Raw genomic sequence first — 12840 nt, forward strand, 5'->3', positions numbered from 1 at the left:
TTCTATTTAGTCATTTCTTTTAAAATCTTCAAGGTTTATTTCTTCTGCTATAAGTAGTCGAATGTCATTAATAGGGAGATTTGTTTTCAATTTAATTCCACCAGCTTTTAATTGATCGTTAGCAAAAATGAATTGCCATATTGTATTTACGAATGATTCAAATGGTTGATTATCGTCATATATAATCACATTCATTTCGCTAACAATTAGTAGTAATTGTCTAATTAATTCTCTGGATTCTTCTGTTTTAATCTCGTAAGGTTTTAAAACTTGTAGCGTAGTTTTTTGTAAATCATATAAAACTTCAGACGCAACTTTAAGGGTCATTTTTTTCTTAGAGACACCGTTGCATTCATTGAAACGTTCAGCAATTATTCTACTTCTCAAACCTGCTATTTCAGAAACTTCACTAATATTATGTGTAGCCATAATATCTTCTATTGTTTTCATCCATTGGAAAAGTTTAGAAAGAAATGATACCTCTTTCCTTTCTAGATTATTGACTAATTCTGGAAATTCTAATAATTGGCTTTGTAGCACTTTAATGAGGTGTAATACTGATTTTTTCATGGTTTATTTTTTTATTCAGGTATTAGCTTTGAGACTATTTCACCTTTACTATTCTCTGCATAATTCCATTCCATTCCGTCTTCCGAAATTTTCATTTTAATATAGATTAAACTTTCAGGGGCTAATTCTCTTAACTGATTCGCTTCAACAATAACATTTAAATTTTCCAAAACGCTTGCTTCATTATTGATGATTACTTTTGAAATAATGTTTTTTTCTATATTTTGGGCAAGAATTGTTGGTGTAATTTGAATTTTTACTGTTTTCTTAATGAGATTATGCTCTTTTGCAATGCCAAAACATATTTCTCCTAATGCTTTACTGTATTTTAGTATTAGTTCTTTATAATTTTGAGTTGTTATATTTTTGATTAAAGCATTACATTTTTCATTAATCTCGTTCTGAAAAAGACTTGCTACATTAGCTGTTAGCCTAGAAATTCTTAATGTGGCTAGAATGTCATTATAGATTGTACTAGTTAATTCGTTATAATCTATAGGTTCTATTGTTTGTGTTTCTTCGTTTTTAATTCGATTCATACCTATAGGGATTGTCATTTCAATATCATCAATACGCATTCTGGGTATTGAAAAATGCTTTAATAAATTATGATTAGCATATTGTTCTGCAATTTTTACAGTTTGTAAATCGGATAATACTCTAGCGTTACTAATACTAGACACAATACTTCCTAAATATTCGTTTAAGTTTGGCATGTTTACATTTTTTAATAGATAGGTTGAATGAACAACCTATCTATAAATTAATTAAATAGTTTATCCGTTAACACTAGCAATACTATCTTCAAGCATTGTTAATACTCTATCGAGTCCTGCTGGAATTTCATCATTCACCGCTTTTACATGTACTCCCATATTGTATGTTTTCTCTACAGTTGACCCACTGTTTGAAGTTCTTTTATAAGATGCCGAAGCTTTAAAATTGACAACTTTGTAATCGATACCTAATTCTGCTGAAGCTGCAAATTCACTCGAAAGACTTGATGTTTCTGTAGAAGTTAATTTGGCGTTAAAATCTATTGTGACTTCTTCAATTCGAAGCGCAGGAATGGATAAAGTTGTTAAAAAAGGAACAGCGATTGTTACTTCACTATCAATGAATTTTTGATTTGTTGGACTAACGGGGTCGTTTGAATCATAATCTGGATTGGGCACTGATTTTTTATAGTTAAAATCCACATATCGCAATTTTTTTGGTAATGGAGTGCTTGGCGTTGATGCAGGATTGTCTTCAAAACCTACAGATTGAATGAAATTAACTTGAGCCATAGAGGCTGCATTTTGTGCTTGAACAGCTGCTTGTAATGGACCTCCAATGTAAACACTAAAGTCTAGACTGTTTAATTCTGCTACTAAATTTGACATAATATTGTTTTTTATAGTTTACCTACTCTTTGCTACAGTTTTCGGTTTCCCTGTTTTGATGTTTACAAAATTGAGCAACAACTGATAATGAATTGATGTGTGTTTAACTTAAAGTAACAGAGGGAATGCAATGATATTTTTAGGGTTATTTAACCCTGTTAGAAAACGTTTTTCAACTTTTGATAAAAAAAGTAAAGAGTTGTTTCTTTGTAATAAATAAAAAAAGTAATTTCATAAACTAAAAAATAAATAATATGACAACTGGACTTTTAATTGCCGTAGTAATTGCCTTTGGAGCTTATATCTATAAGTTTCCTCCTAAAAAACCAACTTTAACACCAATACCTAATCCTAATAAAATATGTATGGATTATAGTGCTAATCCTATGAGTGAATTGGCTGTAGATTTAGTTCATACGATGGTAAAAGGATATCAAGAAAAACAATTAAGATGTATAAATACACATCCTAACACACTAACTAATAATGATGCTCATTCAATTTGGTTTGATTTAGAGACAGTAAAGAGGTTTGTTTACCACATTGAAAGAACGACGAAAAAAACAGCAGCACTTCATGGAAAAATAATTGATAGTAAAGATTTAGGTATACGAATTTATTACGCTACCTATCCTGAAGCTAAAACTTGGGAGAGTCAGTTTAATGATTTAGTTCTTTTTCTGAAAGATCCATTGCAAAAACAGTATGGGAATTTGCATACATTAGTAATGATTCCTACTATAAAAGTCGAAAATAGAATGGTTGATTTTAACCCATTAGATTATACAACTTATGCACATGGACTTTTTGATATGCCAGGATATGTTGTTACAAATACTATTTCTACAACACAACGAACGGCAGCATTAACTGGAAAGTCTGCGGATAGTGATCCAAATAATCCAAGTAATTTATCTGGAGCACAAAATCATGGTACACTTATCCCACCAGCAACAAATGGAAATCAAGAAGGTTTTGGTATTTAATTTATTATGTTAAAATTTCATCCAGAAATTATTGATTTGTTATTGTGGTGCGAATTTATTTGTGCCACAACAGCAATTTTTAAATTTAAAGAAATTAAAAATACATATTGGAAGTGGTTTACTATTTTTATTATTTACATTTTTATTATTGAGAAGTTTGGAGTTTATTTATTCGATTTATTTTTAATTAAGAAAGATGTTTTTTTTGCTTTTATAGGAATTCCGATACAGTATGTGTTTTTTTTCTGGCTCTATTCAATTAAGTCTTTGAAAAATAAAAAACTATTTTTCATTTTTACTTCCTTATATTTATTGTCATTTATTCCAATTGAGCTCTATTTTAAATCATTTGATATAGTTTACTCATTTAATATGACAACTGGTACATTTTTACTAATGATATTGGTTTTTTTAGAGTTTAAGAAACAAATTCAAAATGATGATATTTTGCAGTTTTGGACTAATAAAATGTTCTATATAAATATTGGGATAATGCTTTTTTATGTAGGAACTTTACCTTTCTTTGGCTTGTACAATTTATTATTAAAAGAACCGACTATTTGGAATGCTTATTATCTTTACTTTTTAATCTCTAATTGTTTAATGTATTTATTTTTTACTGCTTCTTTTATATGGGGAAAACCGAAATTATAGTTACGATTATTCTTTTTAACTTGTTTTTTATTTTATTTATTGTTGGTATCATAGCTTTTATCAAACAATATAAAGTAAAAAAGAAAGAACATGAAGTGAATCTAATAAATAAGGAAAGGGAACATCAAAGGGAATTGTTGGCTACGCAATTAGAGATTCAAACCCAAACTATGCAATATATTGGTAGAGAAATTCACGATAATATTGGTCAGAAGTTAACTTTAGCGAGTTTATATACGCAACAATTAGCCTATGAAAACAAAGCTCCTCAAGTGAATGAAAGTATTGAAAATATTAGCGCAATTATTAATGATTCGTTATCTGAATTAAGGCAACTGTCTAAGTCTTTAACAGATGATAGTATTGAAAAAAATAGCATTAGAGAGTTATTAGAAAAAGAATGTCAGAAAGTACAAGAACTCAAAAAATGTAATGTTTTTTTCATTTGTAATACTACAATCAATATTGCTTCATATCAATCTAAAAGTATATTATTACGTATTACACAGGAGTTCATACAAAATAGTATTAAACATGCTAAATGTGATACTATAACGGTTACATTAGAAAAAAATGAAAACGAATATGTATTAGTTTTACTAGATGATGGTAAAGGTTTTAATATACATGAAACAAAATCAAACGGTATTGGTTTACTTAATATGAAAAAAAGAGCAGAAATGATTGGAGGAAAATATTACTTGGAAAGTAACCCAACATCAGGAACAAAATTAACGATAGAAATACCTTTATAAAATGAAAAACTCCATTGTGATTGTAGATGATCATGTTTTAATAGCTAATGCTTTAAGTAGTATTATAAGTAATTTTGAACCATTTGAAGTTTTATATGTATGTGAAAATGGATTAGAACTGCAAAAGAAATTCAAACAAGGTGAAGGAATACCAGATATTGTTTTGCTTGATATTAGTATGCCTGTAATGGACGGATTTGAAACGGCAACTTGGTTAAAAAGTGATTATCCGAAGGTGTTGGTTATGGCTTTAAGTATGCAAGATGATGAACAAAGTTTAATCAAAATGATAAAAAACGGTGCAAAAGGTTATATGTTAAAGAATGTGCACCCAAAAGAACTTGAGAATGCCTTGCTCAAAATTGTAAAAAATGGGCAGTTTTTCCCAGAATGGGCAACCAGTAAAGTACTTTCTACATTGAATGATGATTATACTGGGCTTTCCAATGGAGTTAAAATTTCTGATAGAGAAAAAGAGTTTTTGAAATATACGGTTACTGAAATGAATTATAAAGAGATTAGTGAGAAAATGTTTTGTAGCCCGAGAACAGTAGAAAATTACAGAGATAGTTTGTTTGAAAAACTGGAATTAAAAACAAGAGTAGGACTTGCAGTTTATGCTATTAAAAACGGATATGATGTGTAAAAAATGGAGTAATACTATAAAAAAACACCGTTTAAAATAGTTCTAAACGGTGTTTTTTTTATTCTTCATAACGTTCCATTTCTCTGTCATAGAATTCGCCTGCAAGCGTGATTAAATGTTCCATTTCAGACTCTAATTCTTTTTCGTCTTCATCTTCAATGTCTTCTAAAAATTCAACTTCATCATCTTTTAAATTGATGATAAACTGAGGAAAATCTAAATGAATGATAAAAATATCATCAGGGAAATCGGAATTGTCAGCAATGACAAATTTTGGTAAAGTCATATCGTTGTTTTTTTATGTGTTTCTTTTGAACGCTGTAAAAATAATATTTTTTGACTGGTTTATTGGTTATTATTCGCAATTAACTTTTTTGTTAAATAATTAAAACGAAGGAAAAGTAAAATAGCAGCAGCAGACAAGCCTGCTAATAAACCAATCCAAATTCCTGTAGCAGCATAGGAAGTATATAGTCCTAGATATATAGAAATTGGAAAACCAATTACCCAATAGGAAACAAATGTCATATACATTGGAATTTTAACATCTTGTAAACCGCGCAATGCACCCAAAACAACCACTTGAATACCATCGGAAATTTGAAATACAGCAGCTACTAATAATAATTGTGCAGCAATTTTAACCACTTCAATATTTTCTAAAATTGGATTTCCTAAGTCATCAACAGTTTTAATAAAATGTAAAGGGAAATATTCATGGAAAACCACAAAAATTAAAGCGAAAAATATTTCTAAAAAAATAGCCAATAAGAAAATTGAAAAAGCAACTAAACGTAATTTTTTGAAATCGTTTAATCCTTTTTGATTTCCTACACGAATCATTGCTGCAACGCTTAATCCCATGGCAAACATGAAGGTAAAAGAGGCTAAACTTAAAGCAATTTGATTGGCAGCTTGACTCGTTGTTCCTAAACGCCCAGATAACCAAATTGCACCCGTAAACAAAGCAACTTCAAAAAACATTTGCATGGCAGAAGGAGTGCCTAATTTGATGATTTTTAAATTGACTTCACGTTTTATTTCTTTAAGAGAAAAGTCCTTGAAATAAGGATGGAATTTCTTTTTTAAATTCATCATATAGTGCATATAACCTAGCATTACAAATCGAGAAGCAATTGTTCCAATCGCGGCTCCAACAATACCCAACTCTGGAAATATCCAAATTCCATAAATTAATAGATAGTTTAAAACAACATTTACTACGTTTGCTAAAATAGTTGCCCACATAGAATATTTAGTTTCACTCATTCCGTCAGCAAACTGTTTGTAGGCCTGAAACATGATTAACGGAATTAATGAAAAAGCTACAATATCTAAATAGGGTTTTGCTAATTCTACTACATTTTCAGGTTGACCCATAAAGGCTATTAAAGGTTTAGAAAAGTAGATAATACCAAACAAAAGGATTCCAAAAATGGTACATAAATACAAACCATGATGGAAAGCACTTCTTCCTTCAGCAACATTGCTTTTTCCATCTGCTTCTGCTACTAAAGGAGTAATTGCAGTTGAAAACCCAATACCTAAAGACATGGCAATGAAAACAAAACTATTTCCTAAAGAAACAGCCGCTAATTCGGTAGAACCCAATCGGGCCACCATGATATTATCAACAATACCCACTATGGTATGACCTAGCATACCAAGTATTATGGGGTAAGCCAATTTTAAATTATACGTAAATTCCTTAGTATAGGTTGATAGTGTCATTTTTTCGTTAATTTGAGTACAAAGATAGAATATTGAAGTTAGAAAAAAGGAACTAAAAGTTCTAAGTCGAAAGTTTTGCAAAAATAACAATACAAAAGTTAGCTAGTTCTTATTAAAGCGAAATACCCTTTTACAGAGTTTAAAATTTTGTAAAAGGGTATTGTAGCGAAAAGCAGGAAAATGGATAGCAAGAAAACTAGAACCATTAGCTAAAATAAAATTATTGCTCAGAAGCTAATTTATCATAATACATTTTGATGTTGTCCTTCACTTCTTGTTCTAATTCAGGTTCTTTAATATCGGTATATTTTTGTAGTTCTTCTAAAATAGTTTTTGCAACCAGATAACGACATGTTTCTTTGTTATCTGCAGGAACAATATACCATGGAGCCTGTTCTTTAGATGTTTTGTTAATGGCTTCTTCATAGTATTTTTGATACTCGTCCCACAATTCTCGCTCTTTCAAATCACCAGGGGAAAATTTCCAATTGTGTTTCTCGGTTTCTAATCTTCGCAATAAGCGTTGTCTTTGTTCTTCTTTGCTTAAATGTAAATAGAATTTTAATACAATTATCCCATTTGAAGTAATGTGTTTTTCAAAAGCGTTGATACTTTCAAATCGGTTTTCCCAAAATGCTGGAGTTATATCTTCTACCGAATTGATACTTGGAATATTCTCATTTAGAATATAATTAGGGTGAACACGTGTAACCAACACGTTTTCGTAGTGTGTTCTATTAAAAACAGAAAATTTTCCTTTTTCGGGTAACGCTAAATAGTGTCTCCAAAGATAATCATGTTCCAATTCTGTTGAATTTGGAGTTTTAAAACTATGAACCACAACACCACGAGCATTGAACTCTTTAAATACTTCTCTTATTAAACTGTCCTTTCCAGCAGTATCCATTCCTTGCAGACATATTAAGACACCATATTTGTTATGTGCATACAATTTATCTTGTAATTTGCTAAGTTTTTCTCTCGTTTTTTGGAGCTCTTTTTCTTTCTTTTTTTCAGAAGTAGCAACATCAATAAGGGTTGGGATATTTTTTAATTGAATAGGCTTAGTAACTTTAAGAATGGAAGTATCTATATTTTTCATTTTTTTAATTTTATTCATAAAGATAAATGTATTTTTACAACCAAAAAAATTATCAAGCAAAATGGAAAGATTTTAGCTTCAATTGTTCCTTAATATTATGGGTATTGGTTCAGCATCGGGTTTATTATTTAACGAGAACTCTCTATTCTTAATTTCAGATAATAGTACCTAATTTGTATGAATTTCAAATAGAAAAAGTAATTTGAGAAAAAACATGCTTTGGTTGACAATTTGGCAGAAACATTCCTAAAAAACAAAATGATAATTTTTTAAACGAATAAAATTGAAAGGATTATGTTGTTTAAAGAATCCGAAAACAAAATTGATTTTCTACTTTGAGAAGATAATAAAACAGAAGAATTAAAAACTGAAATATATAAATTAACAATAAATAAATGAATTCGATTTTATCTAGAAACGTTTTCTTAGTAAAAGAAAAAGTAGGCATCTTCAAAGCAGCCAATAGTTATGATATTTTTAATCCAGAGAATGGCTCGTTAATGATGTCTTGTACAGAACCTAATTTAGGTTTTTTTACCAAACTTTTTCGTTTTACAGATTATAAACGTATGACACCTTTCCATGTTGTCGTTAGCGATACCCAAGGGAAACCAATAGTGAGTGTAAAAAGAGGTATTGCACTTTTTAAATCAGACGTTGAAGTTTTTGATGCAAACGATCGTTTGATTGGGATTTTCAAGCAAAAAGTATTCTCTTTTGGTGGAAAATTTGAAATTCATGATGCAAATGACCGTCATTTATGTACTTTGCAAGGGAAATGGACAGGTTGGGATTTTAAATTCCTACAACATAATAAAGAAATCGCAACCGTTTCTAAGAAATGGGCAGGAATTGGTAAAGAGTTTTTTACTAGCGCAGATAATTATGTTTTAAATATAGATAATTCGGTTGCTGCGGAAGATCCAATACGACAATTAATTCTAGCAGCAATCATGTGTATTGATATGGTTTTTAAAGAATAATAATAGAATAATGAAAATATAAAGGCATAAGTGATCAAAAACGTATGCCTTTTTTTATTTTTAAAGAAAAAATTTCAATGTTTTCCCAACCTTTTTCTAAGATTTATACTCTATATAAAAAGCAAACCAATTGTGATGGATGAAAAAATAATAAAAGCCTGTAAAAAACAAAACCGAGAAGCACAACGGAAGCTCTATGAATATATGGCTCCAAAGCTCTATAGTTTATGCAAGCGCTACTTGAAAAAAGAGGAAGAAATAGAAGAAGTTTTAGCAGATGGATTTTTTATCATCTTCACAAAACTGAATCAGTTAAAGGAGAATTATGCATTCGAAGCTTGGGCACGAAAAATTGTGGTAAATCAATGTTTACTACAGTTAAAGAAAAACATTAACTTCAATTTGTATTTAGAAGATGTAAATTATAAATCGCAACCTTTAGCCGACGAGGTTACCGATTTGGAAGAAGCCGATTTACTAAATTTGCTGAATTACATTCCAGAAGGTTGTAGTACTATCTTTAATTTGTTTGTTATTGAAGGGTTTTCGCATAAAGAAATTGCGACACAATTAGGTATCTCAGAAGGTACTTCAAAATCACAATTAAATGCTTCAAAAACAAAGTTAAAAGAGTTAGTGAATACATTTTACTATCAAAAAGCAAGATAAGGCAATGGAAATCGAAAATAAATTACATAAAAAAATTCAACAAGCTGCTAAAAACGCAGAGTCGAATGCATTTCCTGGAATGGAAAAAGTATGGTCGAGAGTTGAAGATAAGTTAGATACCAATGTTTTAAAGCAAGAAAAAAACAGTTGGAAAAAAATTAGCGTTGCAGCTTCAGTCGTTATTGTGGCAACAATCGCATATCATTTTTACACTAATACTACTCCTGCTCAAATAGAAGAGCATACCATTGTAGTTTCTGATACTATTAAAAAGAAAATGATACTTGTAGCACCTTTAGTAGAACTAAATAACGACACAACTTTATCGCTTGAAAAAAACGATAAAGAATTGATAAATAATCAACCTGAGATTATTTTTGATAAGATGTCAATTGTTCAAAAAGAAACAGTGCAATTAGAAGAAAAAAAAGAAGCGATTTTGCCTAGATCAGAAAATGTGTCTGGATTTTTTTCAATGTCAGATTCTATTGTAGCGAAACCTAAAAGTATTGTTCCAACAGACAATGCAATAGAATCTATTATAACATCAAAAAAAGAAATACCTCGAAATAGTTTCTTGCCCAATGGAAATGTTGCAACGCAAAAATCAAAAAATACTGTAAAACCAAATCCTTTGGTGGTTATTGATGGAGAAGTTGAAAGCATGCAAAAAATAGAAATGATGCTAGATAAGGAAGAAATTGATACTATGGTTGTTTTAAAAAATCCGTTGTATATTATTAATGGTGTTGAGTATTCCGAAGAATCTTTGTTTGGAAAAAATCCAACAAGCCCATATTATCCTTTAGATAAACAAAAAATTACATCAACAACCATTTATTATAAAGACGAAGCACAAAAAAGATATGGTGAAAAAGGAAAAGATGGCGTAGTTATTATTAGTACGAAAAATGGAAAGCCACTAAAAAAGAAATAATTTGAAAAATATGAAATCGCTACCAATAACTAGTTTGTTGCAAACAAACACCAATGAAGATAAGGCGATACCGTGTGACCTAATAAAACAATAAATAAATATCTACATATGAAAAGTAAATTAATCCTATCATTTGTTTTTTTTTCAATTGCTATTGTGTTTGCTCAAGATTCAATACAAAAGCAAAAAGGATGGAGTATTACTACAAAATCGAAAGTAAATATAGCTAATAAAGCTTTGTGCGTTGTTAATTCTAACTATGTATCAGAAGATATTTTAAAGGCTATAAAGCTTAATGATATTGATAAACATAATGTATTGAATAGTCAGACAGCAACTGCAATCTATGGAGAAAAAGCACAGAATGGAGCAATCGTAATCACAACCAAAAACATTCCTAAAAAAGAATTAGAAAAAATGTATAAACTATATGCTTATGAATATAGTGAAAACAAAGGAAAAGAATTTCTTCTGACAGGATTGATATTAGATTGTGAAGAGAATCCTCTTTCTGGTACCACTATTAAAAATCTGAATAATAAAGAGCAGTGCATTACTGATTTTGAAGGTAAATTTAAGATAAAAATAAGAAAAAATGACGTCTTGCAAATTGATAAAGCGAACTATGAATCGCAAAAAATAATAATTGGAAAACAAAAAACAATTACCATTTCTTTAAAAGCCCTTCTTGTTTCAAATGATAAACAAATTTTACTAAAAAAACCAGTAATTTATCTCTATCCAACAAAAGAAACAGAAATTACATTACAATTCGATTTTAAAGGAAAATTACTAACCACTTTTCCTAAATATGAAGAATATTGGAAAGTAATTGCTTCTCCAAACGGACAACTTTTTGACACCAAAACCCAACGTATTTATAGTTCTTTATTTTGGGATGGTGAAATAGATTTACCAAGTGAACATTATCAATACACAGATGGCTTTGTTGTAGCAAAAGAAGATTTGACCACTTTTTTAATTGAAAAAATGGAACATATTGGATTGAATAATCAAGAAACAAATGAGTTTGTACAGTTTTGGTTGCCAATTTTAGAACGAAATGAGTTCAACTTCATCCATTTTTTAGTGAATGAGAATTGCAATGAAATTTCAATTAATAATGTAAAACCCAAACCAGAAACAACCATAAGGGTATATATGGAATTTTATGGTTTAGACCAATTTGAAACCATTAAAGAACAACAACTACCAAAAACAAATCGTAAAGGTTTTACGCTAGTAGAATGGGGCGGAGCCGATATAACGAATAAAATGCAAAAAAATGAACTATAAAATTTTGACAATACTATTTTTCTTTTGTTTGCAAATACAAGCACAAGAAAAAGAAGAAGAAAAACAAGCAAGCGTAACAACTACAATAATTAAAGTAAAAGGTCAGGAAACTAAAATTGAAGTAAATTCAAAAACGCAAACTATTTACATCATTGGAGGTATTGCGTCAACAATTACCAAAGAAGATCTTGATTTTGCTAAAAAATACAACATTCAATACTATGATTTTGGTTGTTTGCCACCAGTGAACTTTAAAGAATATGAAGCCAAAAATGCAATAGTGTTTGAAATATTGAATAAAGAATACGGTAAACAATGGCAGAAAGAAATCAAAAGTTCCGCTATGGGTTTTGATAAATGGAGTAAAAAATAATATTTAGTTAATGATAATGGTATAATTATTGTAATTCATTTCTTAAAATATAATTATGAAAAAAGTGATTATTCTTTTATTTGTCTTATTAATTTCTTGTAAAAAAGAAGGAAAAGTTATTTCTAATCCAATTATTCCTGAAGTAAAGAAAGAGAAATCCCATGATGAAAAAAAAATAGAAAATCCTTACTTCTTTTTAAGTTTAAAAGATTCAATAGATGTTAAAACTTTAGAATTACCTTTTGAACTTAGACGAAATGACATTTGTATCACGGTTTCAATTAGTTATGGTTGGAATGCTTTTGATGATAGAATCCATTATGTATTTTCTGCTGACAGTACAATAAACGCATTTAAAGAAAAAATTCCGAAAAGTTATTTTAAAGGAGAAAAATATAAAAAGACCGTTGAAACAATTAAATTAAATGATAAAAAAAGAGAAGAATTATTTAACGCTTTGACATCTAAACAAACAATTAATTTTCAAAAATACAAACAAACAGATTTTAAAATTGATTCAAATAAAATTAGTGTGTGTACTGTAACAGATGATAATGGGTACAGCATCCGTTTTTTACAAAACAACACATATAATTCTTTTTTCTATTACGCTCCAATATTTGCTTTAAACAAATGTGATGATGAAATCATAAATAAATCTGTATTGAAAGAATTTATTGAACTTTTAAAAATTTGGAAAGTTGAATTATAAAAAAACTGAAAGCTCCATTTGGAGCTTTTTAATATCTGTAA

The 12840-nt window shown here is 29.3% G+C and carries 16 protein-coding genes; 10 read left to right on the forward strand and 6 right to left on the reverse strand.

Going from position 1 to position 12840, the window contains the following annotated elements; translation table 11 throughout:
* Positions 1 to 6: 6 nt before the first annotated feature.
* Genes ACZ49Z_RS12515 through ACZ49Z_RS12525 form a run of 3 tightly spaced genes read right to left on the reverse strand, consistent with a single transcriptional unit; the run spans position 7 to position 1955 of the window.
* A complete protein-coding gene (locus tag ACZ49Z_RS12515) occupies positions 7 to 570 on the reverse strand; it encodes a hypothetical protein (RefSeq protein WP_464304644.1) in 564 nt (187 codons plus the stop codon).
* An 11-nt stretch (positions 571 to 581) separates the two neighbouring features.
* The gene (locus ACZ49Z_RS12520) at positions 582 to 1286 is read right to left on the reverse strand and encodes a hypothetical protein (protein ID WP_464304645.1); all 705 of its coding nucleotides are present in this window, start codon (positions 1284 to 1286) and stop codon (positions 582 to 584) included.
* A gap of 60 nt (positions 1287 to 1346) precedes the next feature.
* Positions 1347 to 1955 carry a DUF2589 domain-containing protein gene (locus ACZ49Z_RS12525; RefSeq protein WP_464304646.1) on the reverse strand — a complete coding sequence of 203 codons (609 nt, stop codon included), beginning with the start codon at positions 1953 to 1955 and terminating at the stop codon, positions 1347 to 1349.
* 254 nt (positions 1956 to 2209) lie between these two features.
* Between ACZ49Z_RS12525 and ACZ49Z_RS12530 the strand changes: the two genes are divergently transcribed.
* The 4 genes from ACZ49Z_RS12530 to ACZ49Z_RS12545 are packed head-to-tail and all read left to right on the forward strand — an operon-like array spanning position 2210 to position 4996.
* Complete coding sequence (locus ACZ49Z_RS12530) at positions 2210 to 2941, forward strand: hypothetical protein (RefSeq protein ID WP_464304647.1); 732 nt, start codon at positions 2210 to 2212, stop codon at positions 2939 to 2941.
* A gap of 6 nt (positions 2942 to 2947) precedes the next feature.
* A complete protein-coding gene (locus tag ACZ49Z_RS12535; protein WP_464304648.1) occupies positions 2948 to 3595 on the forward strand; it encodes a hypothetical protein in 648 nt (215 codons plus the stop codon).
* Positions 3574 to 4350, forward strand: a complete 777-nt coding sequence (locus ACZ49Z_RS12540) for a sensor histidine kinase (protein WP_464304649.1) — start codon at positions 3574 to 3576, stop codon at positions 4348 to 4350. Before ACZ49Z_RS12535 ends, ACZ49Z_RS12540 begins: the two co-directional genes overlap by 22 nt.
* Position 4351: 1 nt before the next feature.
* Positions 4352 to 4996 carry a response regulator transcription factor gene (locus ACZ49Z_RS12545; RefSeq protein ID WP_464304650.1) on the forward strand — a complete coding sequence of 215 codons (645 nt, stop codon included), beginning with the start codon at positions 4352 to 4354 and terminating at the stop codon, positions 4994 to 4996.
* Between the two features lie 58 nt (positions 4997 to 5054).
* On the opposite strand, the gene ACZ49Z_RS12550 is transcribed toward ACZ49Z_RS12545, so the two are convergent.
* From ACZ49Z_RS12550 to ACZ49Z_RS12560, 3 genes are all read right to left on the reverse strand, one after another.
* Positions 5055 to 5282: a hypothetical protein gene (locus ACZ49Z_RS12550; RefSeq protein ID WP_464304651.1), complete on the reverse strand. Its 228-nt coding sequence runs from the start codon at positions 5280 to 5282 to the stop codon at positions 5055 to 5057.
* Between the two features lie 59 nt (positions 5283 to 5341).
* Entirely contained in the window at positions 5342 to 6727 is a 1386-nt protein-coding gene (locus ACZ49Z_RS12555; protein WP_464304652.1) for an MATE family efflux transporter, read from the reverse strand.
* A gap of 220 nt (positions 6728 to 6947) precedes the next feature.
* Positions 6948 to 7829: a PPK2 family polyphosphate kinase gene (locus ACZ49Z_RS12560; RefSeq protein ID WP_464304653.1), complete on the reverse strand. Its 882-nt coding sequence runs from the start codon at positions 7827 to 7829 to the stop codon at positions 6948 to 6950.
* Between the two features lie 395 nt (positions 7830 to 8224).
* Here ACZ49Z_RS12560 and ACZ49Z_RS12565 point away from each other — a divergent pair, with 395 nt between their 5' ends.
* From ACZ49Z_RS12565 to ACZ49Z_RS12590, 6 genes are all read left to right on the forward strand, one after another.
* Complete coding sequence (locus tag ACZ49Z_RS12565; RefSeq protein WP_464304654.1) at positions 8225 to 8812, forward strand: LURP-one-related/scramblase family protein; 588 nt, start codon at positions 8225 to 8227, stop codon at positions 8810 to 8812.
* A 135-nt stretch (positions 8813 to 8947) separates the two neighbouring features.
* Positions 8948 to 9481 carry an RNA polymerase sigma factor gene (locus tag ACZ49Z_RS12570; protein ID WP_464304655.1) on the forward strand — a complete coding sequence of 178 codons (534 nt, stop codon included), beginning with the start codon at positions 8948 to 8950 and terminating at the stop codon, positions 9479 to 9481.
* A 4-nt stretch (positions 9482 to 9485) separates the two neighbouring features.
* Positions 9486 to 10418 (forward strand): hypothetical protein, encoded by a 933-nt coding sequence (locus ACZ49Z_RS12575; RefSeq protein ID WP_464304656.1) that lies wholly within the window; start codon positions 9486 to 9488, stop codon positions 10416 to 10418.
* A 108-nt stretch (positions 10419 to 10526) separates the two neighbouring features.
* Positions 10527 to 11714, forward strand: coding sequence for a hypothetical protein (locus tag ACZ49Z_RS12580; RefSeq protein ID WP_464304657.1), 1188 nt, complete (start codon positions 10527 to 10529; stop codon positions 11712 to 11714).
* Positions 11704 to 12087 carry an FEKKY domain-containing protein gene (locus tag ACZ49Z_RS12585; protein ID WP_464304658.1) on the forward strand — a complete coding sequence of 128 codons (384 nt, stop codon included), beginning with the start codon at positions 11704 to 11706 and terminating at the stop codon, positions 12085 to 12087. Before ACZ49Z_RS12580 ends, ACZ49Z_RS12585 begins: the two co-directional genes overlap by 11 nt.
* A gap of 55 nt (positions 12088 to 12142) precedes the next feature.
* A complete protein-coding gene (locus ACZ49Z_RS12590; protein ID WP_464304659.1) occupies positions 12143 to 12799 on the forward strand; it encodes a hypothetical protein in 657 nt (218 codons plus the stop codon).
* The last annotated feature ends 41 nt before the right edge of the window (positions 12800 to 12840 follow it).

Source organism: Flavobacterium sp. KY-23415 (genome assembly GCF_055384985.1).

Excerpts from the sequence above, each read along its gene's own strand:
- ACZ49Z_RS12555 (WP_464304652.1), bottom strand. The coding sequence starts at position 6,727 with ATGACACTATCAACCTATACTAAGGAATTTACGTATAATTTAAAATTG.
- ACZ49Z_RS12515 (WP_464304644.1), bottom strand. The coding sequence starts at position 570 with ATGAAAAAATCAGTATTACACCTCATTAAAGTGCTACAAAGCCAATTA.
- ACZ49Z_RS12590 (WP_464304659.1), top strand. The coding sequence starts at position 12,143 with ATGAAAAAAGTGATTATTCTTTTATTTGTCTTATTAATTTCTTGTAAA.
- ACZ49Z_RS12550 (WP_464304651.1), bottom strand. The coding sequence starts at position 5,282 with ATGACTTTACCAAAATTTGTCATTGCTGACAATTCCGATTTCCCTGAT.
- ACZ49Z_RS12585 (WP_464304658.1), top strand. The coding sequence starts at position 11,704 with ATGAACTATAAAATTTTGACAATACTATTTTTCTTTTGTTTGCAAATA.
- ACZ49Z_RS12540 (WP_464304649.1), top strand. The coding sequence starts at position 3,574 with ATGGGGAAAACCGAAATTATAGTTACGATTATTCTTTTTAACTTGTTT.
- ACZ49Z_RS12565 (WP_464304654.1), top strand. The coding sequence starts at position 8,225 with ATGAATTCGATTTTATCTAGAAACGTTTTCTTAGTAAAAGAAAAAGTA.
- ACZ49Z_RS12570 (WP_464304655.1), top strand. The coding sequence starts at position 8,948 with ATGGATGAAAAAATAATAAAAGCCTGTAAAAAACAAAACCGAGAAGCA.
- ACZ49Z_RS12520 (WP_464304645.1), bottom strand. The coding sequence starts at position 1,286 with ATGCCAAACTTAAACGAATATTTAGGAAGTATTGTGTCTAGTATTAGT.
- ACZ49Z_RS12580 (WP_464304657.1), top strand. The coding sequence starts at position 10,527 with ATGAAAAGTAAATTAATCCTATCATTTGTTTTTTTTTCAATTGCTATT.
- ACZ49Z_RS12525 (WP_464304646.1), bottom strand. The coding sequence starts at position 1,955 with ATGTCAAATTTAGTAGCAGAATTAAACAGTCTAGACTTTAGTGTTTAC.
- ACZ49Z_RS12545 (WP_464304650.1), top strand. The coding sequence starts at position 4,352 with ATGAAAAACTCCATTGTGATTGTAGATGATCATGTTTTAATAGCTAAT.
- ACZ49Z_RS12560 (WP_464304653.1), bottom strand. The coding sequence starts at position 7,829 with ATGAAAAATATAGATACTTCCATTCTTAAAGTTACTAAGCCTATTCAA.
- ACZ49Z_RS12530 (WP_464304647.1), top strand. The coding sequence starts at position 2,210 with ATGACAACTGGACTTTTAATTGCCGTAGTAATTGCCTTTGGAGCTTAT.
- ACZ49Z_RS12535 (WP_464304648.1), top strand. The coding sequence starts at position 2,948 with ATGTTAAAATTTCATCCAGAAATTATTGATTTGTTATTGTGGTGCGAA.
- ACZ49Z_RS12575 (WP_464304656.1), top strand. The coding sequence starts at position 9,486 with ATGGAAATCGAAAATAAATTACATAAAAAAATTCAACAAGCTGCTAAA.